The organism is Frateuria sp. sgz306004, assembly GCF_057750885.1.
On the sequence record NZ_JBYLFE010000006.1, the window covers coordinates 152,537 to 175,055 of the forward strand.

Here is a 22,519-nt window from a genome sequence, read left to right on the forward strand (position 1 = left end):
TCCTTCCCCACGTGCCGGAGTCACCCTATGTCGTCTCGGTTCACCATCATCGGCAATTACGTTTCGCCTTATGTGCGTAAGGTGCTGGTTTGCCTGGATATCAAGGGCCAACCGTACGATATCGATCCTATTGCGCCGTTCGTGGGTAACGAGCAGTTCACCGCGCTGAGCCCGTTGCGGCGCATTCCGGTGCTGATCGAAGGCGACCTGGTGCTCAACGACTCGTCGGTGATCTGCCAGTACCTGGAAGACCGCTTCCCCACGCCTGCGTTGTATCCGTCCAACCTCGTCGACCGCGCCAAGGCGCGCTGGCTGGAGGAATACTGCGATACGCACCTGGCCAGCCTGCTGATCTGGAAGCTGTTCTATCAAAAGGCGATTCGCCGCCACATCTTCGGCGAAACCACCGACGAGGCCGTGGTGGAAAAGGCGCTGACGGTGGAGATTCCGCAAGCGCTGGATTACCTGGAGCCGCAGATGCCGGCGGAAGGGTTCATCTTCGGCGCGCTATCCATCGCCGACATCAGCCTGGCGTGCTATTTCCGCACGGCGTCGTTCGTGCGTTTCGCCATCGATGCCGAACGCTGGCCGCGTCTGGCCGCGCTCGTCGCACGCGTGCAAGCGCTGGAGCCGTTCCAGAAACTGGCCCGTCTTGAAGATGCCATGCTGCGCCAACCGTTGCCCGAGCAACGCGCGGCGCTTACCGCCGCTGGCGCACCGCTCACCGCCAGCACGGTAGGCACGCATGCCCCGCGCAAAGGCGTGTCGCGCTTCGAGTAGGCATCACCTACGAAAAGGCGCGGCGGCCCAAGCCCCGCGCCTCGTTCTTCAGATAGGCACCTAGCCGGTGCGGATCAGCGCAGATGCAGCCAGTGCAGATGGATGCCGTTGGCGCGGTCTTCCGCGCGAAAGCCTTCGCGACCTTCGGCCACGATGCCCCAGACACTACGAATGCCGGTTCCCTGCGGCTCGTCCACACGCACCTGTTCACCCACGGGGATGGCGAAGCGGGTCTCCAGCATCATCACTTGATCGCGCTCCCACACCAGCTTGGCTGGCCGTCCGGTGGATGCGCCCCAGCCAAGGTGCACTTCGACCTCTTTCGGCGTGTAGGTGCCGCGATTATCGAGGCTCCAACTCTCGGACTTGCGCAGCAACGCCTGCAGGCGGGGATCGCTCCAGTCCACGTTGTTGCCCTTGTGATGAGATTTGTGGCCGCTCATGCATGCACTTCCATGGAATAGGAATGGCCGGCGACGTTCGCGATAGCAGCCGCCAACACGCAGACCGAACCGGCACGCGCTTGCCCGAAACGGAGTGCGTGCTGTCTCCCGCTATCGGCAGACAATGCACGGACTTTAGAGAGCGTCCCTCGCCCTTGTGTCCGAGTGTCCCGCGCAGCAAAGAAAGATGCCGTGAACGGCCGGGCTCCAAGTAGGCCATCAGACACCCCTGCCGCTCACTGTTGCCGCCGCGGGTGAGCGGCCATACTCCGCGCTGAACCCCACGGAGGCTTTCCCATGCGTGCCCCGCTCGTCGTGTTCGCTTTGTGTCTGGCCTTGCCCTGTCTCGCCGACACACCCGCTCCCACTCCCACCGAACAGTTGGCCAAGCCACCGGCCAACGCGCAGCAGTTCACCATCCTCTCCACCGCCGGCAAGCACGGCACCTCGGCACGCTGGACCACAGCCGACGGTACGCGCATGGGCCGCGAGAGCCTGCTGTTGCGCGGCCAGGTGTTCGAGTTGGACAGCACCGCCCACCTCGGCCCGGATGGCATGGTGGATCGACTGGTGGTGCGCGGCCGTACGCCTCAAGGCGATGCGGCGGAAAGCTTCGAGGTAAAGAACGGCACGGCCAGTTGGAAGAGCCCTGTGGATGCGGGCTCCGCGCCATACACGGCGGCCGCCGAGTACACCGCCTTCGGCGGGCCGATGGATCTCAATGCCGATTTCCTTGAAAAGCTGCTCGCCACGCCGGGCAAATCCATCCAACTCCTGCCTGGCGGCTATGCCAAGGCCGAAGCGCTGACCACCGCCACGGTGGGCAGCGGCGCCTCGCAGAAAAAGGTGGTGGCATACGCCATTACCGGCATCGCCAACACGCCCATCCCCATCTGGGCCGATGAGCACGACACCTTCTTCGCCTTCATCGGCGGGCTCTCCTGGTTGCCGGTGGGTTACGAAAGCGCGCAGCCGATGCTGGAGAAGGCTCAGAACGACGCGCTCGCCGTGCATTCCAAGACGCTGGTACCCAAGCTGCTGAAGACGCCGGCCGGCCCGGTGGCCTTTACCCATGTGCGCGCCTTTGTGGATGGCAACCGCTTCGCCGACGACCAGACCGTGGTGGTGGACCAGGGCATGATCACCCAGGTCGGCCCGGCCGCCAGCACCGCCGTACCCAAGGGCGCGCAGCAGATCGATGGCAAGGGCAAGACGCTGGTGCCCGGCCTGTGGGATGCGCACCAGCACGTGCCCGACGATGCGGCCGGTCCGCTGCTGCTGTCGCTGGGCATCACCTCGGTGCGCGACCCCGGCAACGTCAATGACCTCACCCTCGCTCGCGCGCAGCGCCGCGCCAAGGGCGAACTGCTCGGGCCCAACGTGTATCCGTCGATGCTGATCGACGGCAAGGGCCCCAACACCGCCCAGGTCGCCAGCGTCGCCACCTCGCAGGACGAGGCCGTCGCCCTGGTGCGCAAGGCCAAGGCCGAGGGCTTTACCGCCATCAAGATCTACGGCACCTTCAACCCTGCCTGGCTCAAGGCCACCGCCGCCGAGGCCCATCGCCTGGGTCTGCACGTGCACGGCCACCTGCCTGCCGGCATGCGCACGGAAGACGCCATCGCCGATGGTTACGACGAGGTCACGCACATCTACTTCGTGATGATGCAGGCCATGCCCGACTCCGTGGTGAAGGTATCCAACGGCATGGCGCGCTTCGAGGGTCCGGGCCGCTACGCCAAAGACATAAACCTCGATCAAGAACCGATGAAGTCGCTGATCGCCACCATGGCGGCCAAGAAGATCACCTCCGACCCCACCCTGGTGGTGGCCGAGAGCCTCTATGTACCGGAGAACGGCGACCTGTCGCCGGCCTATGCGCCGTTTGTCGGCACCCTGCCGCCGGCGGTGGAACGTGGCTTCCGCCAGGGCGGCTTCGCCGTGCCACAGGGCCTTACCCGCGCCGACTATCGCGCCAGCTTCGCCAAACTGCAGGCGTTGGTGGCGGCCATGCACAAGGCCGGCGTGCCCATCGTGGCCGGCACCGACGGCTCGGGTCTGGAGCTGGTGCGCGAACTCGAACTGTACGTGCAAGCCGGCTTTACACCCGCCGAGGCACTCGCAAGCGCCACGCTCGCACCGGCCCGCCTGGTGGGTGTGGACCAACGCACCGGCAGCATCCAGACCGGCAAGGTGGCCGACCTGGTGCTGGTGGAAGGCAACCCCGCGCAGAATATCGGCGACCTGCGCCACACCGACGTGGTGATGATGGGCGGCAAGCTGATGGATGCCAACGCGCTGCGCAGCGAGGGCGGCATCAGCCGTCGCCCGGCATTCGTGGATTGATCGTCGCGCTGCACGACCCGCCTCAGGGCAGGTCGTGCAGCAACACCGCCACCCATTCGATGAACACCCGCAGGCGCATCGGCAAATGCCGCTGCGAGGCATACACCACGCTCACCGGCATCGATGGCGGCGGCATGGCCGGCAGCAGCTCCACCAGCTCGCCGCGCGCCAACGCCTCGCGCATGCGATAACGCGGAAACTGCGCAATGCCCAGGCCAGCCTCGCAACTGGCGAGGTAGGCCTCGGTGCCGCTCACCGTAATGAACGACGGCAGCGGCACCTCGCGCAGCTTGCGCCCCACCATGAACTCCAGCGGTGAAACGCGTCGCGTGGTGGGCGAGGCCCAGTTCACCGCCACGTGCCCGTGCTGCAAATCCGCCAGCGACTGGGGCAGGCCGTGCCGGCGCACGTAATCGGCGCTCGCCACGGTGACCTGGGACAACGTGGCGATGCGTCGCGCAACGAGGGTGGAGTCCTGCAACTCGCCGGTGCGCAGCACGCAATCCACACCCTCCTGCACCAGATCGATGAAGCGGTCGCTGGTGCCGAGGTCCAGCTCGATCTGCGGATAGCGCGAGAAGAAATCCGGCAGCGCCGGAATCAGCACACTGCGTGCCAGCGAGGATGCCAAATCCACCCGCAACCGCCCGCGCGGAACCACTGCCGCTTCGCGGAAATCCGTCTCCACCGCATCCAGGTCGGCCAGCAGGCGCACGCAATGGTTGTAGTACACCTCGCCATCGCGGGTGGCTCGCACGCGGCGCGTGGTCCGCTGCAACAACTGCGCGCCCAGGCGCTCCTCCAGCCGCTTGATGGTGTGCGTGAGCGTGGCGCGCGGCAGACTCAAGTCATCGGCGGCGCGGGTGAAGCTGCCCAGCTCGACGATGCGGATGAATACCCGCATGGCATGCAGACGGTCCATACCATTGTTGGCCTTTTCATCAACAGACTTGGCGATTATTGAGCATTTATCGCCAGGCCGGTATGCCGAACAATGCGCTCCCGTGTCACCCCAACCCAAGGACTCCCCATGCAACAGCGCACGCTCGGCAAGAATGGCCCCCTCGTTTCCGCCCTCGGCCTCGGCTGCATGGGCATGAGCGACTTCTACGGTCATCGCGACGACGCCGAATCCATCGCCACCATCCACCACGCCCTTGAGCGTGGCCTCAACCTGCTGGACACCGCCGACATGTACGGCCCCCACACCAACGAGGTGCTGGTGGGCCAGGCTATTCGCGGCCGACGCGATCAGGTGTTCCTCTCCACCAAGTTCGGCATCATGCGCGACCCCAACGACCCGACCCGTCGCGGCGTGAACGGCCACCCGGACTATGTGCGCGCCGCTTGCGACGCCAGCCTCAAGCGCTTGGGTGTGGACCACATCGACCTGTACTACCAGCACCGCGTGGACCCGCAGGTGCCGATCGAGGAGACCGTGGGCGCCATGGCCGAGCTGGTGCAGGCCGGCAAGGTGCGCTACCTGGGCCTCTCCGAAGCCTCCGCCGACACACTGCAGCGTGCGGCAAAGGTGCATCCCATCGCCGCCCTGCAGGTAGAGTTTTCGTTGTGGACGCGCGATCCGCAGGAAAACGGCATGCTCGACGCCTGCCGCGCGCTGGGCACCAGCCTGGTGGCCTACTCGCCGCTGGGTCGTGGCTTTCTTACTGGCGCACTGCGCAGCCCGGACGATTTCGAAGCCGACGACTATCGCCGCCAGAGTCCGCGCTTCCAGGGCGACAACTTCGCGCGCAACCTTGCGCTGGTGGACAAGGTGAAAGCCCTGGCCGCTGCCAAGGGCTGCACGCCCGCGCAGCTCGCCCTGGCCTGGGTACTGGCACAAGGCAAGGATGTGATCGGCATTCCCGGCACCAAACGCCGCGATCGCCTTGACGAAAACCTGGGTGCGCTGGAGCTTACCCTCGACGACGCCGAACTGGCGGCCATCGACGCGGTGTTCCCGCCCGAGGCCGTGGCGGGCACGCGGTACACCGAGGCGGGCATGCAGATGGTGAACCGATGACGCCCGATCGTGCAGGTCAGAAGAAAATGCCTAGGCCTACTTCGTGCGTAGGTATTACCTGACAGAGCGAGATCGCTCTGCGCGGCAACATAGGTGCTGTCGGCGGGCGCCACGAACCCGCCGACGCCCCCAGGGCCTAGTCACCCCCTAGACACGGCCCGCAGGCCCCCGAAAGGGGGCCTTTTTTTGTGTTTGCTCACAAGCGCTGAGCACCCTGCGCAACACCGCGCACACCACCTCGGTTACATGCTCAGGGTCGATTCCACGTCCAGCACCTTGCGTCGAGCCAACGCAAGGTTCGAGCGCGCACGATCCAGCACCACGTAAAAGAACAGCCCCGCCTTGTTCGCGACCGGCCGAATGATGTGGTACTGCTTGCCCAGCGAGATGAGGATGTCTTCGATCTCGTCCTTGAGCCCCAGTGCTTTCATGGTCTTCATCTTCGAGCGCACCACCTCGGTGTTGCCAGCCGCCGCCACTTCCAGATCGAACACCGTGCCGGACTGCGCCAGCGTCATGCCGCTGTTGCTGTCCACCAGGGCCGCGCCCAGCACGCCGTCAAAGCCCATCAATTCATTCACCGACTCGCTCAACGTAGCCACGTTCGTCTCTCCTCATGAAAGGCATCGAGGTGTTGTATGGGAGGGTCGATGCACCCGCTCCCGCAAAGTCATGACGTTGCGAACATCTTTCCCAGCGACTCGCGGCAACCGCGCGCAGCCCACAGCGCCTGGCCCATGGTCACCTTGGCGCGACACAGCACGGTCAGGATGAGTTTTTGGGCAGGGTGCGGAATATCCATCAGCAGGATGCGCCCCTGCGACGCCTCGATCACCAGGTCGCGGCACTCGCCCACCGAACTCTCGCGGCACACCGCCTCGTTGATGGCCAGCAGGGAACTGGCCATGGCGGACAGCTTCTCCGCCGACAGCGTGCCGGTGAGGCGTGCGGCCACCCGAAAGCCGTCGACGGTGGAAACCAGCACGCCGCTGATTTCCTGCTCGCGGGTCATCAGCGCCTCCATGTGCTGCTGGATAATGGCTTCCTCGCTTCGGCTGATACTGCGCTCGGGCGTACTCATGTCATTGGCACTCCCTGCAGGGCCTCGTCGGCGACATCGCCGGCGGCTTCGATCTGGTAGAAGAGAATGTCGAGCAAGGTGATCACCTGCTCGCGTTGGCGTACATCCGCTGAGACCACCGGCACACGCACACCGATATCGCGCAGCGCATCGTCGTAGTCGTCGAGCGTGGGCTCGGGGTGCGTGTCACAGCGCCCCACACCCACCACGGCCCGTGATTGGCCAATGACCTCGCTGAAGGCACGCACGTAGTCGCGCGCATCGCCCAGTGGATCGGGGCGACTGTTGTCCACCAGCACCACCACACCCAATGCCCCCTTGCCCAGGATGTCCCACATGAACTGAAAGCGGGACTGCCCGGGAGTGCCGAACAAACGCAATACCCGACCGCCCGGCAGGGTGACTTCGCCATAGTCCAGGCCCGTGGTGGTGGTGGCCTTGGCGTGACTGGCGAGATCGGTGTTCTGCACGTCCGTACGCACAGGCGCCGTGTCACTCACCGCAGCGATAGCCGTGGTTTTGCCCGCACCCATGCTGCCGGTGAAAATCAGCTTGTATTCGCGTTCGCCCATCGGCATCAGCTCCGGATGCCGAACACGGCGCGCAACGAATGAAACAGTTCCGCGTAACGCGACGGACGCGGGGAGGACTGCGGCAGCGGAAGCACCGGCGTGTCAAGAGCTTCCTCGGTCAACAAGCCCAACATGGCGCAGCCGCTCAGGAAGGCTCGTACTTCTTCCATGGGACGCTCCACCATCGTCGCCAGCTCGTCGGCTGTCATCGCCTGACGCGTCAGCAGCGCCGCCATGCGCAACTGCGCCGGCAATAGATGCAGACGCCCAGCATCTGGCCAACGCTTCAACAGGTAGCTGCGATCGTCCGTAGCACCGGGCATGGCTTCCACGCCGGCATGCAGACCGTACAGCCACCACAGTCGTTCGATCCCGCCCACCCAACTCGCCGTTGCCAGCGCTGCATCGCCCGTGGCGTCATCCAGCCGCTCCACGCGAAACGAGGTGCTCCGGCCAAGCTTCAATAAGCCTTCGTCGTCCAGCGCATCCGCGCCGCTGATGCGGCGTGTTCTCAGCGAAACCACCCATGTGCGACCGTCCGCATCCACACGCAGGTGCGCGGCGCTGTTTTGCGCGTCCTCGTCTCTCAGCACGATCGCGAGCGAAGCGCGCGGCATGGCTTCCGCCGGCGTCGCGCGCCGCACACGCCCGGAAAGCTGCAAGCGCCCGGATGCCTCGTTGAGCATCTCGATGAACTCGCCGCTGCGGATCGGCGCACGCAAGGTGAGCGTCTCGGGCAGACAGCGTTCGCCCTCGTGCACTACCGATACGCAAACCAGGCCGTGCGAGCTAGCCCGCTTGATGGCCATCATCGAGAGTGCCGACTCGGGATTGCACAGGGCCACGTTGGCCTCCAGGCTGTCGTGGAACGACCAGGGTTCGGTGGTCTTGGTGTTGACCACCTTGAGCAAGGTGCGAACGAGTAACTCCTCGCGCGCCGGCAAGCCGACTGCGGTCAACCGCCTCATACGGATGGTCATGGGCTCACCTCGTCGCGAGCGATAGGCGCGACGAGACAGCGGCGGACATGCCCCCGCCTTGAGGCCCCTTGAAGACATGCGACCGATCAACGTCCACGAACGAGAGACGAACGGACCCTACCGCCGCATGCCAGATGCGGCCGCCCACCGTACGAATCGACATATGGAGTGTCCCCTGATGCCCTTCCTGAAGTCGGTGCCCGTCAGCGGACAATCCATCCGCGACGGGCCACCGGCCCGAATTCCAACGAGCATTCGTTCAGCAAAGTTTGCGTATCAGATCGCAGATTGCAGAATCCGGGTTGTGAGAGGCATCACAAAACCATGTGGGCCAACGTAGGCGTCGGCTACAAAATTTCCTAGAAATGGCAAACGTCAAATGGACGTCTATACAAAAGATCGAATCATCTACGCGAAAACCACGTAGCTTGCGCGCAGCTAACGCCACGGCGCACATGATCACGAAACCATCACATCGTCACGCCACCTGATCGACGTCCCAGGCAGCCTGTTCCCGCGCGGACAGCGCAGGCACCACGGCCTCGCCACGTTCTGCCGAAGCCAGCGCGGCCTCGATGACCGCCATGACGCCGATCGCCTGCGCCGGCGTGACCGGGTTGCTTCCCACTCCACGCACCGCGTCGCGCACCGCCGCGTAGTAGCGGCTCTGATCGCCTCGCGGTGCAGGGCGCGCATGTACCTGTCCTTCGGCGTCGTAGAACAGCAGCGCGTCGCGATCCTCACCCCACGCCGGGTTGCCTGGGCGAAGGCCCGCCAGCAATTGTGCCTCCTGCATATCGGCACGCGTTTTCACCAAGCTGCCACGCGAACCGTGCACGCTGAAACGGGGGCTTCCGCCGGCCACCAGCATGCTCGCATGCAGCACCACGCGACGCGCCGGGTACTCCAGCAGCACGTGCGCCCAGTCGGTCACTTCGCCACCGTCACGCAGTGTGGCCAGGTTTGCCATCACGCGCTCGGGCATGCCGAACAGGCATAGCGCCTGATCCACCAAGTGCGGCCCCAGGTCGTACCACAAGCCACTGCCGGCGCCCGGCTGCTCACGCCAACGCGCACGCACCTGCGGACGAAAGCGGTCGATGTGCGATTCGAAATGCGCTACGTGGCCCAACATATCTTGGGCAATGGCCTCGCGCACGCCCAGGAAATCGCTGTCCCAGCGGCGATTCTGAAATACCGAAAGCACGCGCCCCGTCTGCGCCGCCTGCGCGGCCAACTCGCGCGCCTGAGCCAGATCGAGCGCGAACGGCTTGTCCACCACCACATGCTTGCCCGCCGCCAAGGCTGCGTGCGCCAGCGGCGCATGCGTATCGTTGGGCGAGGCGATCACCACCAACTCCACCTGCGGATCGGCCAGGGCGGCCAAGGGGTCGGCAATCACGCGCGCCTGCGGCACGTCCGCATGCACCTTGGCGCCATCGCGCGACGCGACGACGTCCAGCACCATCCCGGGTACGGCCTGGATCAGCGGTGCGTGGAACGTCTTGCCGGCATAGCCATAGCCGATGAGCGCCGTGCGCAGCGGGGTCGTGGTGTCTGTCATGAGTGTGACGTCCAGCAGCGGGGTCTGCATGGTACGCGATCGCAGCCATCCCCTCGCGCCTACACCCGGCAATAACGCGACAACGCCGATGATGGCGGCCTTGCCATGCATGGAGAGTGCGTCATGCCCTGCCTTCTTCGTCACGTGCTGGCCGCCACATTTGCGTTGACGACTGCCGCTGCCTTCGCGCAGGATGCCACGCCCGCCGCGCAACCCAAGCGCACCATCCTGGACCAACACGAACAAAGCGGCGTGCCTGGCACGGAGATCGTCCTGGGCACGGCGGAGATCCCCGCCGGCACTGCCGTGGGTTGGCATGTGCACGATGGCGACGAGTCCGGCTACGTGCTCAAAGGCAACCTGGTGTTGAAGACGCGCGGCAAGCCCGACCAGGTGCTCAAGGCCGGTGACCACTTTTTCAACCCGCGTGGCGCGGTGCACAGCCTGGCGGCGGCATCGGGTTCCGACGGCGGCGTGGCCCTGTCCACCTGGGTCATCGACAAGGGCAAGCCCCTGGCCGAGCCAGTGAAATAGGCCCGGAGGGGCCTTGATAGACCCTCTCTAAGACAGCGCTAAGTAAACCGCCGGTGCGCATCACCGGCCTGACACAGAATTGTCAAACGCGAAAATCAGGCTAGTGCGCTGATTCCAGCCACGACACAGGCCCCTCATGTCCACCGTCTCCAGTCGGCGCATCGGCGCGCCGTTGCCTTCTTTGCGCCCGATTTCCCAAGCGGTTGCCCTGGCCATGCTGGCCGGTCTCTGCCTGAGCCAGCCCGCGTTCGCCGGCGACAACGACGCCACCGCGGCCACCAGCGCCGATGCGGCGGCGGCCAAGGCCAACCCCAACGCACCCAAGGCGCCCAAGCAACTGGAAGAGGTCGAAGTGCGCGGCACCGCGGCCAATTCGGCCATTACCCAAGCGCCGACCCAGGCGGACCTCACCATCACCCAGCCGCAGTCGGTGATCGGCCTGGACTGGATCAGCAACCACGTATCGCCCACGGCCGATTACGCCACCATTGCCGCCATCGCGCCGGGCGTGACCAACGTGAGTCCGGCAGGCCCTGGCCTGGGCGAATCCAAGCAGATGTCTCTGCGTGGTTTCAACGACAACTCCTATAACGTCACCTACGACGGCATCCCGTTTGGCGACACCAATGACTTCAGCCACCACACCAGCAGCTATTTCCCAGCCAAGATGATCGGCCAGGTGTTGGTGGATCGCGGCCCAGGCGGCGCCAGCACCATCGGCCAGGCCACCTTCGGCGGCACCGTGGCGCTGAGCTCGAAGGATCCGCTGGACAACTTTGCGTTCATCCCGACCTTCAGCTATGGCAGCTACGACACCTCGCTCACGCATCTGGAAGTGAACTCGGGCAAGCTCGATGACCTCGGCGGCGGCAAGTTCATCGCCAGCGCGCAATACATCGACACCAACACCGCCAAGACCGATGGCGACAGCTCGCGCAAGACCGGCTACATCAAGTACGTGCAGCCGATCGGTGACAACACCGAGATCACCTTTCTCAGCAACTACAACTACATCCGCTTCAACAATCCCAACCTGAGCTCGCTCACGCTGCAGCAGATTGCGCAGCTTGGCCGCAATTTCGGCCTGAACCAGGACCCCACCAGCACCAACTGCGCCTGCTACAACTACCAGACGAAGCAGACGGACCTGGAATATCTGGGTGTGCACAGCAAGCTCTCCGATACCTGGTCGGTGGACAACAAGGTCTACACCTACGCCTACGACAATACGAGCCACGAAAGCCCGTACGTGGGCACCAAGCTGTCCAAGACCAACATGGGCGGCTACATCAAGATCAACAACTACCGCGCCTGGGGCGACGTGCTGCAATTGGTGCATGCGGATGACTACGGCCAGTTCCGCACCGGTGGTTGGTACGAGTACACCAACAACAGCCGCTCCAGCGTGGCGATCGACTACGGCAACGGCGGCGCCATCGACGTGAAGCCGGGCGCTTCCACCTTCGGCAGCTTCAACAGCAAGGGCGTGTACAGCGGCCCGTACAAGTACACGATGAAGGACCAGCTGCACACCGGCCAGCTCTATGCCGAGTACGAGTGGTACGCCACCGATGGCCTGAGCATCACCCCAGGCGTGAAGTACTTCAACGTCAGCCGCGACATTGAAGCGCCGATCAACCAGAGCACCAAGACCCCGCTCTACTACAGCCAGAGCTGGGATAAGACGCTGGGCTACCTCACCGCCAACTACCTGCTGCGCGAGGACTGGAGCGTCTACGCCACCGCAGCGCAGGGCTTCCTCACGCCCAATCTCAATCAGTTCTACGTGCCCAACCCCAGCGAGAACAACACGCACCCCGAGCAAACCATGACCTACCAGTTCGGCACGGTCTACAAGACCGACCGCATCAATGCGGACGCCGACGTGTACTTCATCAACTTCAAGAACTACCAGTTCTCCACCACCGTGCCGGGCACCACCGACCCGGTGTACTACCTGGCCCGGGGCGCCTACCTCAAGGGCATCGAAGGCGAACTGACCTACTACGTGGGCGGCGGCACCAGCGTGTTCGTCAACGGCTCCCTGCAGGATGCCTACTTCAAGGGCTCCAACCTGGACTTGCCGAACGTGCCCAATCGCACCGCGGCGTTCGGCGTGCTGTATGAGCAGGATGGCTTCTTCGCCTCGCTGTACGACAAGTTCTCCGGCGCCCAGAAGGCCTATAACTCCAGCTTCAACCCGGACGTGGCGTCATCGGTGACCTCCACCATCGGCACCGGTGGCTATTGGCAAGCAGCCATGAGCGTGGGCTACGGCCAGAACCTCTCCGGCTCGGTGATCAAGAGCTACAAGGTGCGCCTGCAGGTAGACAACCTGTTCGACGCGCACAACTTGGTGATCAACTCGGTGAGCAGCAACGTGGGTTCGTACTACGTATTGCCGGGCCGCAGCTGGTTCGCCTCTGTGTCGCTGGGGTTCTAAGCGCATGAAGTCGACGTATCACCGCTCCCTTGCCGCCCTGCTGTTCGTCGCTGCCGGCGCCTGTGCCGGCACCGCCCAGGCCGCTTCCGCCTACCTCAACCAGACGCAGCTCGACCAGGTCATGGCTGCCCTGCCTGCGCCCAGCGTGCCGGGCAGCCCCGAAGATCAGGCCGACCGCGCCGCCACCGACCGTGCTTTCGCCGCGCGCTCACCCGCTGATTTCCAGCAGGCCGAGCGTGAGGAGAAGTTCGACGTGTTTGCTTTCGCCCCGGTGATCGGCGAAGGCTTCCGTGCCGACAAGCTGCCGCACGTGGCGGCCCTGTTCAAAGAGGCAGAGCGCGAAACCAAGGACGCCGTGGACCAATCCAAGAATCATTGGAAACGCCTGCGTCCCTGCCCGCCGGCATCGGACTGCGCCATGAACCCGGAAAAGGCCGCCAAGAAGAGTTTTGGCTACCCCAGCGGCCATTCCAGCCGCGCCACGGTGGACGCGATCCTGCTTACCCAGCTCTTCCCGCAGGACGCCGACGCCATCATGCAGCACTCGCGCGACATCGGCTGGCGTCGCGTGGTGAAGGGCGTGCACACCCTGCAGGACATTTACGCCGGTCGTGAGTTTGGTCAGGCGCTGGCCACCGACATGCTCGCCTCGCCCAGCTTTCAACACGACTTGGCGGCGGCCCGTGAGGAACTGCGCGCCGCGGGCTTGACGCCTGCCCCTCCCCTCGCCCCTTGACGGATGGGTTACGCCCAGGGATGGGCACCTCTTTCCCCGGACCGTAACAAAACCGCAAGACAATCATGACCCGACGCGGCAGGCCAGGTGGCCTGCCGCCCGCGTTAAGGGGAGCCCGATGCACATCATCCTGGTGGAAGACGACCTGCAGCTTGGCGCGGCGATTCAGCGCGCGCTGGATCGGCTCTCGTACACGGTCACCTGGCTCACCGACGGTGCCTCCGCAGTGACCGCCATGCAGGAGCACAACGCCGACCTGGTCCTGCTGGACCTGGGGCTGCCTGGCAAGGACGGCCTGGATGTATTGAGCGAGGCGCGCCGCAACCACATCCGCACGCCAGTGCTTATCCTCACCGCGCGCGACGCGGTGCAAGCACGCGTGCATGGTCTGGACGCCGGCGCGGATGACTACATGACCAAGCCCTTTCATCTCGACGAACTGGCCGCGCGCATCCGCTCGCTGACCCGGCGCATGCAGGGCCTGGCCGGCAACCGCATCGAAGCCGGTGCACTGTGCCTGGACTTGGCGACGCTTGAAGTGACCTTTCGCGGCAAGCGAGTGGACCTGACCCGCCGCGAGTTCACCCTGCTGCAAACGCTGATGGAGCGCGCCGGACGATTGGTGCGTCGCGATGCGCTGGAAAGCTCGCTGTATGGCACCGAAAAAGTGGTGGGTGATGGCGCGCTGGACGTACTGGTGCATTCGCTGCGCCGCAAGCTCAGCTTCGACACCATCCAGAACGTGCGCGCGTTCGGCTACATGATTCCGCGCGATCCGCCATGAAGCCCACCAGCCTGCGCGGACGCTTGCGCTGGATGATCATCGCCATGCTGGTGCTGTTCCTCCTGCCGCTGGCGTTCTTCAGCTTTCGCCGCACCAGCGACGAGATGAGCCAGCTTTCCGATGCGCGGCTGGCGGAAGCGGCGCACACCGTCGCCACCTTGATCCATCAGGCCGGCTTGGAAACCTTCGCCAATCGCGAAGGCATCCTGGTGCCGGTACGCAAGAAGATCGAAGTACAGGAAGCGGGCGATGTCACCACCAATGAATCAGTGGTTGGCTTCCAGGTGTTCGACCGCCAAGGCAAGTTGCTGCTCGGCACGGCCAATCTCATGACCCTGCCGGCGACGCCGGACGATCGCTCCGCCTACCACGACCTCAAGAAACAGCGCCATTGGTGGCGCACGTACAACTATGTGGACCCGGCGAGTCAGTATGTGATTCGCGTGGCGGACCGCTACGACAGCCGCGAGGAAATCGTGCATGCGCTGTGGCTCGATCATGGCCTGCCCTTCCTGTTCGGCTTGCCAGTACTCGCCTTGCTGGTCGGCTGGGCGGTGGGGCGCGGGTTGCGCCCGCTGGCCACGCTCACCGCGGCGCTTTCGGCGCGCGAGCCCGGTGGCCGCGAACGGATCAGCCTGCCCGATGCGCCACTGGAACTGCGCCCTGTGCTGGCCGCACTCAACGAGCAATTGGAACGACAAGAGGATGCGCTGGAGCGCGAGCGCCGCTTCAGTGCCGACGTGGCGCACGAACTGCGCACGCCGCTCGCTTCGATCCAGCTCAACCTGGAGAGCGCGATGGCCACCATCGACCCCGATGAGATCCAGGACAGCCTGGCCGGCGCGCAACACAGCGTAGGCGAACTGTCGCGCCGCATCGAGCAGTTGCTTTCGCTCGCCAAGATCGAAGCGGGTGCCGCCTCCAGCCCGCCTGCCACGGTAGATCTGGCGCAGCTCGCCGACCAGGTGGTGCATGAACTTACCCCGGTGATTCACGGCCGAGGCGTGACGCTGGACGTGGTGCAGCCGCCCGCACCGCTGCACGTGCGCGGCCACGAAGCCGCGCTCGCCGCCCTGCTGCGCAACCTGCTGGAGAACTCGCTGCGCTACGTACCCAAGGGCGGCAGCATCCAGCTCGCGATGGCACAAAGCGCGCTGGAAGCGACGCTGGATGTCATCGACAACGGCCCGGGCATTCCACAGGAGCGACGCCACGCCGTGTTCGCCCGCTTCCACCGCGAGGCGGGCAGCCGAGGCGAGGGTTACGGTCTTGGGCTGTCCATCGTGGCGCGCGCGGCCGGGTTGCACCGCGCATCCATCGAACTGCTGGATGCGCCGCGCGGCCAGGGCCTGCGCGTGCGCGTGTCCATCCCGCGCCTTTGTCCTTAGGGAAGGTCCGATTTATCGACTTCTTGTCCGTCATTCCTGCGGACCCCAAAAAGGGGGCGAGAGCAGGCGGTGCTTTCTAACAGCCGAAGGGCTGGTCATCCAGTGCCCTTACATGCAGCGATTCACAGGCACTGGATGACCAGCCCTTCGGCTGTTGAAAGGCGCTTCCAGCTCTCGCCCCCTTTTTGGGGTTCGCTGGGATGACGATCAACAACAGAGTTTCCTCAAGTCCCGACTTGCCGTTATATCGACCAGCGCGCTTCAGCCATCCACGGGAACGACGGACCCGATGGCGATGGCTTACGGTCCGCCTGCCACCAGCCCATACTTGGCCGCGCGCTCGTCGATCGTCGGGTCGATCGCATGCGCCGCCAGCAGATCGGCTTTGCCCGCCTCCACCTGCCCCGCGCGAATCTTCGCCAGGCCAAGGCCGTAGTGCGACCAGGCTTGTTTCGGGTCCTTGGCCAAGGCCTGCTCGTACGCCTTGATCGACTCGGGGTAGTGCGCAAGGCGAAACTCCGCCAGACCGAGGCTATCGAGGTAGCCCGCATGCTCGCCATCGCGCTTGATGGCCTTGCGACAATCCTTCAGCGCCTCATCGAGCATCTGATTGCTCAGGCTGCGCGCCCAGCAACGCTCGTTGAGCGCGGATCCAAGCAATGCGTCGTTGCCGTGCAGACGAATCCAATCGTCGAGCAAAGGTAGCGCCGCCGCGGGCTGGTCGAGCGCGAGATACAGCGAGGCGATCCAGCGCGCGCCAGAGGAACCTGCAGGCGCGACGGCCTGCGCAGCGGACACATCGGCGGCGGCGCCAGCGCGATCCTTGAGCACAAGGCGGCGCTGGGCGCGCAACAGCAAAGCATCCGCATTCTTCGGATCCAGACTCAGCGCCTTGTCCAAGTCAACGAGTTCGGCGTCGGACTGTTGAGCGGCGCCATGTGCCCTTGCGCGCGCCACGTAGTACGCCGCCTGCTCCGGCGCCTTGCGGATCGCCTCGTCCAGGGCGGCGATGGCGGCAACGGCTTCGCCGCGCGCCAGAAGTGCCTGGCCGCGCAGCGCATCATCGTTTGCGGACTTCGAAGCGTCGGCGCCGTCATGGGGCGCTGTCGCGGCGGCGGGCTTGTCGCCGTTATCCGGGGCATCGGCAAAGGTGAAAACACGCCCGCCGTTATACGTGAAGTAGAGCTTCTTCTTGCTATTCGCGATGAACATATGGTGGGCGAGAACAAAGTCCACACCCAACAACATCTCGGTTCGATCGCCAAACGCTCCGTCGATCACCTGCATCTGACTGTGCTGGATCGTCTCCGAACCCACCGAGAAGGTGTCCACCTTGACCGTCCAGGTCTTCACCGCCTTGGCGCCGATGCCATAGCTGCTGCTGCCCACCCTGGCATCGGGCGACTGAAGGTCGATGCCAGCGCGTTCGGCGGCGGCGCGGCTAAGCACGGTAGCCTCCGCCCCGGTATCGATCAGGGCCCGCACCGCCTTGCCGTTGATGATGACCTTGACGAAGGTGCGCCGGTCATTCCGATCTTCACCCGATTCGAGATCCGCCAGGTTGTAGTTGCCATCCTTTACCCAGTACGCCAGGGACGTCTTCTCGCAATGCTCCGGCTTGAACAAGGACAGCTTGCCGTGTGCGAGGTCGATCTCCAGATCGGCGATATCGAGCAGGTTGGCGCCGAGCAGACCCATGCCCGCATCGGTGCCGCCAACGATGAAAGCCACCTTAGGTAGCGAGCTACCAAGGATGCCGAAGTCCTTGACATGCGTCTGTTGAACGCTCGCACTGCCGCCTACACCGCTGATGCGATAGCCCATGGGCGCCGGCTCAAGCTTCAAGCCTAGCGAGGCCGCGTTGGCGCTGGACATCATGTTGAAGAACGCACCGGTGTCGATGATGAAGTGCGCATCCTGTCCGTTGATCTTCACCACCGTGGTAGCGCGGTTGCCCACCATCTCCACGGGCAAGGTGCCGTAGGTCGTCAAACGACACTCGTCGGCCCAGGCGGCACTCGCCAGCAGGCAACCCAGTCCAAGCAAAACAACACGCAACATCGCCTCTCCCCTGTGCGAAGGTAACTATGCGACGCCAGCGTGCAAACCGCAGGCGCCTCCCCTGTACGAGGGTTTTCACGGCATAGCGACCGCTAAGACCCTCTCGTTCCTATCGACGCCACGCAGCCCGTTCCGTAGGTCATGGGTAGCCTCTGCCGGCGCCGAATGCCGCTGCGATTTGGCCTCAATTGGCTCCATCCAGCGGCACCAGCGTGCTGCGCTTGAGCGTACTCAGCGCGACCCGTGTCTGGAAGCGGCGGACATTAGCGTTATCCGCCACCAATCGTTGCATCAGCGCCTCGAAATCCTCGACATCGCGCGCCACGACTATCAGTACATAGTCGCCCGCGCCGGTGACATACCAGGCCTCCTGGATGCACGGCTCCGCGCCGATCCATTGCTTGAGGCTGGCGAGCAATTCGGGGCGCTCGCGCTCCACCTCAACGTCGACAATCATGGTCAGCGGTCGGCCGACGCGCTTGGGATCGACCACAGCCACCTCGGCGAGAATCACACCCTCCTCGCGCAGTCTGGCCGTACGCCGTTGCACGGCCGACGCGGACAGCCCGACATCGGCGCCGATCAGCTCGGCCGAGCGGCGCGCGTCTTTCTGGAGAACCGCCAGGATACGTCGGTCGATCTTGTCCAGCTCAGTGGTCATGGAGCGCAAGAACCCTGAAAGGCGGGGAAAAAATGCGTCGCACACCCCAAGATTGCGGGTTGGCCGCGTGGGCGGACTCTAGCATAGCCGGGGCTATCCACACCCCAGGGCATCCGCGCCATGAAACTCTTCTACCAACTGCATTCGCCGTATGCGCGTAAGGCCCTTGTGTTCGCCCATGAAGTCGGGCTGGCCGATCGCATCGAGGTGATCCACCAGGAAACCAGCCCGGTGCAACGCAATGAAGCGGTGTTCGCCCTCAACCCCCTTGGCAAGGTTCCCGTGCTGGTCTGCGATGACCAAACCGTGCTTTTCGATTCCCATGTGATCTGCGAATACCTGGATGGCCTGCACAACGGCCCCAAGCTCATTCCCAGCACACCCGCGCTACGCTTTCCGGCCCTGCTCAATCAGGCCATTGCCACCGGGATGGCCGACGCAGGCATAGCGGTCCGCTGGGAGAGTGCGCGCCGCCCGGAAGCCACGCGATGGCCACCACTGCTCGAAGGTCACCTGCAAAAGGTCATCGCGGCCTGCGACTATCTGGAAACCCATCTGGCCGATGACGCGCCCGTGGACATTGGCCATATCGCACTGGCCACCACACTCAGTTGGATCGAGTTTCGCCACATCCACGATTTCCAGGCAGGTCGCCCGCGGCTGTCGGCGTGGTACCGCCAGTTCTGTGCACGACCATCGATGATGGCCACGCCCCTTTCCGGTGACACCATCGACCGTCCCCAAGCCATCGAAGCCGGAGCGCGCCATGCCGTCACCATGGATTGACCTGTTATGCCTGCACGGCCATATCGCCGATGCAACCTTGCTTCGCCGACTGACGATGCGCCCTGCCGAGCCACCGCGCCCACGGCCCGACCCAAAGACCGGCAGCATGGCACGCGCCAAACAAGCGGTATCGCGTTGGCGCCTATGCCTTGGCATTGGCGATGGCCTTTTGCGGTGCCAGTGATCGACGGGTTGGCCCCTGGAGCCGCGCCATCGACCGGAACGGCGTGGTCCGCAAGCCGCGCCGTCACACCACCTTGGGCAGTTGCCAATGGAAATACACCGCCGCCATGCGCAACGCAAAGCACATCACGCCACCCAGCGTTGCCGCGAGCGCAGACGGGCACCCCAGTCGACGGGTGACGATCACCACCGTGGCGCCAACAATGGCCGCGCTCGCGTAGACGTTGGCCACCAGCACCATGGGGACATGCGCCAGAAGCATGTCGCGCAGAACGCCACCGCCACAACCGGTGATGGCACTCATCAGCACGGCGCTGAATGGATGAATGTGGAAGTCGAGAGCCTTCTCCGCTCCCGCCACCGCAAAGAGCGCGAGCCCGGCGGCGTCAAGTGTGGTGATGAGTGATGCGGGCACCATCGCCGCCTGCCGATGAAGCAGAAATGTCGCCAGTCCCGCGACAAACGCAAGCAGTGGATAGCGCCAATCCTGGATGGCGCTGGGCGGCTTCGCACCGATCAAGAGATCACGAACCACGCCACCGCCCAGCGCGACGATAAACGACAGCACGAGGACGCCGAGTAGGTCGAGCCCTGCACCAATGGCCGCGTTGGCACCTTCCATCGCGAAAACCACTGTGCCCGCAAGATCAGCAACGAGAACGACCCGCTTATGCATCATCACCCGTGTCCCCCGACTAAATGTCTCACCGGCCCACACAATGAGCCGCCTTGAGGCAGGATTGCCCAGGCAAAGGCCCGACCCGAGAGGGCGAGCCTGGGCGGCAACGTACTATCGATCATCGCGCCGACTTACCTCGCCAAAACAACAAAAGGAGTGCTGCGTTGCCGGGCAACGATCGTCAAAGGCGACCTCTTTCGGCGAATCAAACCCGCGCCTTGATACTCGATGGAAGAACAACGAAGTCAGCCGTCTTTTCCAAAGACGCCATTGCCGCCATCAGCGCCGGCGGCGGCGCTATCAGCTTGCGTTCGTTGAGATCGAGCCAGCCACCGGCACTGGTCACGCGCGCACTGAGTTTTCCGTCCTGTCGGAATATCTCGTGTCGAAGCAGAAACCGGCTGCCGTCATCGGAATGGCCGGCCATCGCGTAGGTCACGGTGATCTTCTGTTGCAGGCCTATTTCCTTGAAGTACTCCACCTCGTCCTTCATGACCACGGGGCCGATCCTCAGGCGCAGGAACTCCTCCATGGGAAACCCATGCTCCATCAAGAACATCTGCCGTACATCGACCGCCTTATCCAGGTACGCCGTATTTCTCATATGGGAGTTGAAGTCCATATCGCTCCATCCCGCATAAAGCGTTTTCGTGTACATCCATATGCTCCTGTCACCGAGTATCGCCGGCCCTGGGCCTGGTGGTGGTGAAATCCATGCATCGATCTTGCGTCAATGGCGCCGCATCGACCGAGTGATTCCGCACCCCATGCTCATTGGTTTCTGGCGAAGTCTCAACTCGCCTCGTGTCGAAGCGGTGCCAGGGCGGCATTCTTCCGGATCGGGCCGACACGAGAAATCGGACATTCGTTATCTTAGGCGAGCACGACCGTTGCCGTCCGGCCGCCGCATAGGTGCCGGTCGAACTGCCATTCGTCCCAAGGATATGATCATGACCGTGATCGACATCCCCGCCCAACGCGGAGCGCCGGGCCACCGGCATGGACTTATGCCAGTCATCTTGATTGCCTTGGTTTTTGGCATAGCCCACATGCTGACCAACGGCCAGTACGGCTTTCATCGTGACGAATGGCAGTTCCTGAGCGACGCGCAGAATCTGGACTGGGGTTTCGTGCCCTATCCGCCGCTGACAGCCGCGCTGGAGCATCTTGGCCTCCAGATGTTCGGCCTTTCGCTGGTTGGCCTGCGATTGTTTTCGGTACTCGCACAAACACTGGTTATCTTCGTCAGCGGGATGATGGCTCGCGATCTCGGCGGCGGGCGACTGGCGCAAATCTTTACGGCCATTGCCGTGGGGCTTTCGCCGTTGCCGATGTTCGAGGCCACCGAGTTTCAGTATTCCTCGTTCGATCTCTTGTGGTGGGTGCTTGTCGCCTGGTGTGTGATTCGTCTTCTACGTGATGACGAACCTCGCTGGTGGTTGGCGATCGGCCTGGTCGCCGGTCTTGGCCTGCAAACCAAGTACTCGATCGCCTTTGAACTGGTCGGCGTTCTGGTGGGTGTGTTGCTCACCGATGCCCGGCGCTATGTCATGAGTCGCTGGTTCTTGCTCGGCGGCGCTATCGCACTGCTTGTCTTTCTGCCCAACGTGATCTGGCTCATCCGACACGACTTCGTCTCCTACCATTTCCTGCAAGGCATCCATGCGCGAGACGTCCGTCTGGGGCGAGGGGATGGCTTCCTACGCGACCAGCTTCTCCTGAACGCCAACCTGTTCGCCGCCCCTGTTTGGCTGGCGGGCCTGTTTGCGTTCTTCAACAGCCGTCGCTATCGCATGCTTGCGTGGATGTATCTGGTGCCGCTGCTGTTCTTCTTCCTGGCGAAGGGCCGCTTCTATTACCTGTGCGGTGCTTACCCCATGCTCTTGGCGATGGGCTCCGTCGTAAGCGAGCGATGGCTTGGCACCCTGCGCCATGCATGGCGCACAGGAGTAACGGTGCTGGCCTTCGTCGGCGTGTTTGCCATTGGCACCTATGCGACGCTTCGCATCGTACCGATCGCATCCAGCGGCCCCCTGCGCGACTTTGCGCTACGTCACAATGGCGATCTTCGCGAGCAGATCGGCTGGGAGGAAATCGTCGCGCAAGTGGCCGCCATCCGCGACACGTTGTCCCCCGAGCAACAAGCCCATCTTGGCATCGTCGTCGGCAACTACGGCGAGTACGGCTCCATTGCCCTTCTGGGTCAGCGCTACCACCTTCCCACGCCAATCACCGCAGTCAACTCCGGATGGTTGCGCGGCTACCCGCGGCCGCCGCCCACCACCCTCATTGTTCTCGGGAGTTCACGCGAACGGGCCGATGAGCTTTTCACTGACTGCCACCTCGCCGGTCATACGACTAACGCCTTGGGCGTGCTCAATGAGGAAAGCGGCGAGCACCCCGATATCTTTGTGTGCGGCCCGTTGCGAATGCCGTGGAACGAGGTCTGGAAGCATGGGCCGGAGTTCGGGTGAG

At 64.0% G+C, this 22,519-nt stretch carries 21 protein-coding genes; 10 read left to right on the plus strand and 11 right to left on the minus strand.

Going from position 1 to position 22,519, the window contains the following annotated elements; genetic code table 11:
• Positions 1-27 precede the first annotated feature (27 nt).
• Positions 28-780 (plus strand): glutathione S-transferase family protein, encoded by a 753-nt coding sequence (locus tag AC3G2C_RS14425; protein WP_488385319.1) that lies wholly within the window; start codon positions 28-30, stop codon positions 778-780.
• Between the two features lie 74 nt (positions 781-854).
• On the opposite strand, the gene AC3G2C_RS14430 is transcribed toward AC3G2C_RS14425, so the two are convergent.
• Complete coding sequence (locus tag AC3G2C_RS14430; protein WP_488385320.1) at positions 855-1,223, minus strand: hypothetical protein; 369 nt, start codon at positions 1,221-1,223, stop codon at positions 855-857.
• A 297-nt stretch (positions 1,224-1,520) separates the two neighbouring features.
• On the opposite strand from AC3G2C_RS14430, the gene AC3G2C_RS14435 reads away from it, so the two are divergent.
• On the plus strand, positions 1,521-3,569 hold the full coding sequence (locus tag AC3G2C_RS14435; protein WP_488385321.1) for an amidohydrolase family protein: 2,049 nt from the start codon (positions 1,521-1,523) through the stop codon (positions 3,567-3,569).
• A 22-nt stretch (positions 3,570-3,591) separates the two neighbouring features.
• On the opposite strand, the gene AC3G2C_RS14440 is transcribed toward AC3G2C_RS14435, so the two are convergent.
• Entirely contained in the window at positions 3,592-4,491 is a 900-nt protein-coding gene (locus AC3G2C_RS14440; protein ID WP_488385322.1) for a LysR family transcriptional regulator, read from the minus strand.
• 108 nt (positions 4,492-4,599) lie between these two features.
• Between AC3G2C_RS14440 and AC3G2C_RS14445 the strand changes: the two genes are divergently transcribed.
• Complete coding sequence (locus tag AC3G2C_RS14445; protein WP_488385323.1) at positions 4,600-5,592, plus strand: aldo/keto reductase; 993 nt, start codon at positions 4,600-4,602, stop codon at positions 5,590-5,592.
• Positions 5,593-5,834: 242 nt separating this feature from the next.
• Here the strand turns inward: AC3G2C_RS14445 and AC3G2C_RS14450 are convergent, their stop codons facing one another.
• The 5 genes from AC3G2C_RS14450 to AC3G2C_RS14470 form a co-directional block, all read right to left on the minus strand.
• Positions 5,835-6,161 carry a hypothetical protein gene (locus AC3G2C_RS14450; protein WP_488385475.1) on the minus strand — a complete coding sequence of 109 codons (327 nt, stop codon included), beginning with the start codon at positions 6,159-6,161 and terminating at the stop codon, positions 5,835-5,837.
• Between the two features lie 101 nt (positions 6,162-6,262).
• Positions 6,263-6,673, minus strand: coding sequence for a roadblock/LC7 domain-containing protein (locus AC3G2C_RS14455; RefSeq protein ID WP_488385324.1), 411 nt, complete (start codon positions 6,671-6,673; stop codon positions 6,263-6,265).
• On the minus strand, positions 6,670-7,245 hold the full coding sequence (locus AC3G2C_RS14460; protein WP_488385325.1) for a GTP-binding protein: 576 nt from the start codon (positions 7,243-7,245) through the stop codon (positions 6,670-6,672). The genes AC3G2C_RS14455 and AC3G2C_RS14460 overlap by 4 nt, the downstream gene beginning before the upstream one ends.
• Positions 7,246-7,250: 5 nt before the next feature.
• Positions 7,251-8,225: a hypothetical protein gene (locus tag AC3G2C_RS14465; RefSeq protein ID WP_488385326.1), complete on the minus strand. Its 975-nt coding sequence runs from the start codon at positions 8,223-8,225 to the stop codon at positions 7,251-7,253.
• Between the two features lie 478 nt (positions 8,226-8,703).
• Positions 8,704-9,819 carry an oxidoreductase gene (locus tag AC3G2C_RS14470; protein ID WP_488385327.1) on the minus strand — a complete coding sequence of 372 codons (1,116 nt, stop codon included), beginning with the start codon at positions 9,817-9,819 and terminating at the stop codon, positions 8,704-8,706.
• 93 nt (positions 9,820-9,912) lie between these two features.
• Between AC3G2C_RS14470 and AC3G2C_RS14475 the strand changes: the two genes are divergently transcribed.
• The 5 genes from AC3G2C_RS14475 (at position 9,913) to AC3G2C_RS14495 (ending at position 15,674) form a co-directional block, all read left to right on the plus strand.
• Positions 9,913-10,323, plus strand: coding sequence for a cupin domain-containing protein (locus AC3G2C_RS14475; protein ID WP_488385328.1), 411 nt, complete (start codon positions 9,913-9,915; stop codon positions 10,321-10,323).
• A 136-nt stretch (positions 10,324-10,459) separates the two neighbouring features.
• Positions 10,460-12,766 carry a TonB-dependent receptor gene (locus tag AC3G2C_RS14480; protein WP_488385329.1) on the plus strand — a complete coding sequence of 769 codons (2,307 nt, stop codon included), beginning with the start codon at positions 10,460-10,462 and terminating at the stop codon, positions 12,764-12,766.
• Between the two features lie 4 nt (positions 12,767-12,770).
• Entirely contained in the window at positions 12,771-13,502 is a 732-nt protein-coding gene (locus tag AC3G2C_RS14485) for a phosphatase PAP2 family protein (protein ID WP_488385330.1), read from the plus strand.
• A gap of 118 nt (positions 13,503-13,620) precedes the next feature.
• Positions 13,621-14,286, plus strand: a complete 666-nt coding sequence (locus tag AC3G2C_RS14490) for a response regulator (RefSeq protein ID WP_488385331.1) — start codon at positions 13,621-13,623, stop codon at positions 14,284-14,286.
• Positions 14,283-15,674, plus strand: a complete 1,392-nt coding sequence (locus AC3G2C_RS14495; protein WP_488385332.1) for an ATP-binding protein — start codon at positions 14,283-14,285, stop codon at positions 15,672-15,674. The genes AC3G2C_RS14490 and AC3G2C_RS14495 overlap by 4 nt, the downstream gene beginning before the upstream one ends.
• 300 nt (positions 15,675-15,974) lie before the next feature.
• Here the strand turns inward: AC3G2C_RS14495 and AC3G2C_RS14500 are convergent, their stop codons facing one another.
• A complete protein-coding gene (locus AC3G2C_RS14500; RefSeq protein ID WP_488385333.1) occupies positions 15,975-17,735 on the minus strand; it encodes an aspartyl protease family protein in 1,761 nt (586 codons plus the stop codon).
• A 184-nt stretch (positions 17,736-17,919) separates the two neighbouring features.
• Positions 17,920-18,396 (minus strand): Lrp/AsnC family transcriptional regulator, encoded by a 477-nt coding sequence (locus AC3G2C_RS14505; RefSeq protein ID WP_488385334.1) that lies wholly within the window; start codon positions 18,394-18,396, stop codon positions 17,920-17,922.
• Positions 18,397-18,516: 120 nt separating this feature from the next.
• On the opposite strand from AC3G2C_RS14505, the gene AC3G2C_RS14510 reads away from it, so the two are divergent.
• On the plus strand, positions 18,517-19,182 hold the full coding sequence (locus AC3G2C_RS14510) for a glutathione S-transferase family protein (protein ID WP_488385335.1): 666 nt from the start codon (positions 18,517-18,519) through the stop codon (positions 19,180-19,182).
• A gap of 247 nt (positions 19,183-19,429) precedes the next feature.
• Here AC3G2C_RS14510 and AC3G2C_RS14515 read toward each other — a convergent pair whose 3' ends face one another.
• Entirely contained in the window at positions 19,430-20,044 is a 615-nt protein-coding gene (locus tag AC3G2C_RS14515; protein WP_488385476.1) for a trimeric intracellular cation channel family protein, read from the minus strand.
• A 205-nt stretch (positions 20,045-20,249) separates the two neighbouring features.
• The gene (locus AC3G2C_RS14520; RefSeq protein ID WP_488385336.1) at positions 20,250-20,702 is read right to left on the minus strand and encodes a thioesterase family protein; all 453 of its coding nucleotides are present in this window, start codon (positions 20,700-20,702) and stop codon (positions 20,250-20,252) included.
• Here AC3G2C_RS14520 and AC3G2C_RS14525 point away from each other — a divergent pair.
• Positions 20,695-22,518 (plus strand): glycosyltransferase family 39 protein, encoded by a 1,824-nt coding sequence (locus AC3G2C_RS14525; RefSeq protein WP_488385337.1) that lies wholly within the window; start codon positions 20,695-20,697, stop codon positions 22,516-22,518. The two genes, AC3G2C_RS14520 and AC3G2C_RS14525, sit on opposite strands and share 8 nt — an antisense overlap.
• The last annotated feature ends 1 nt before the right edge of the window (position 22,519 follow it).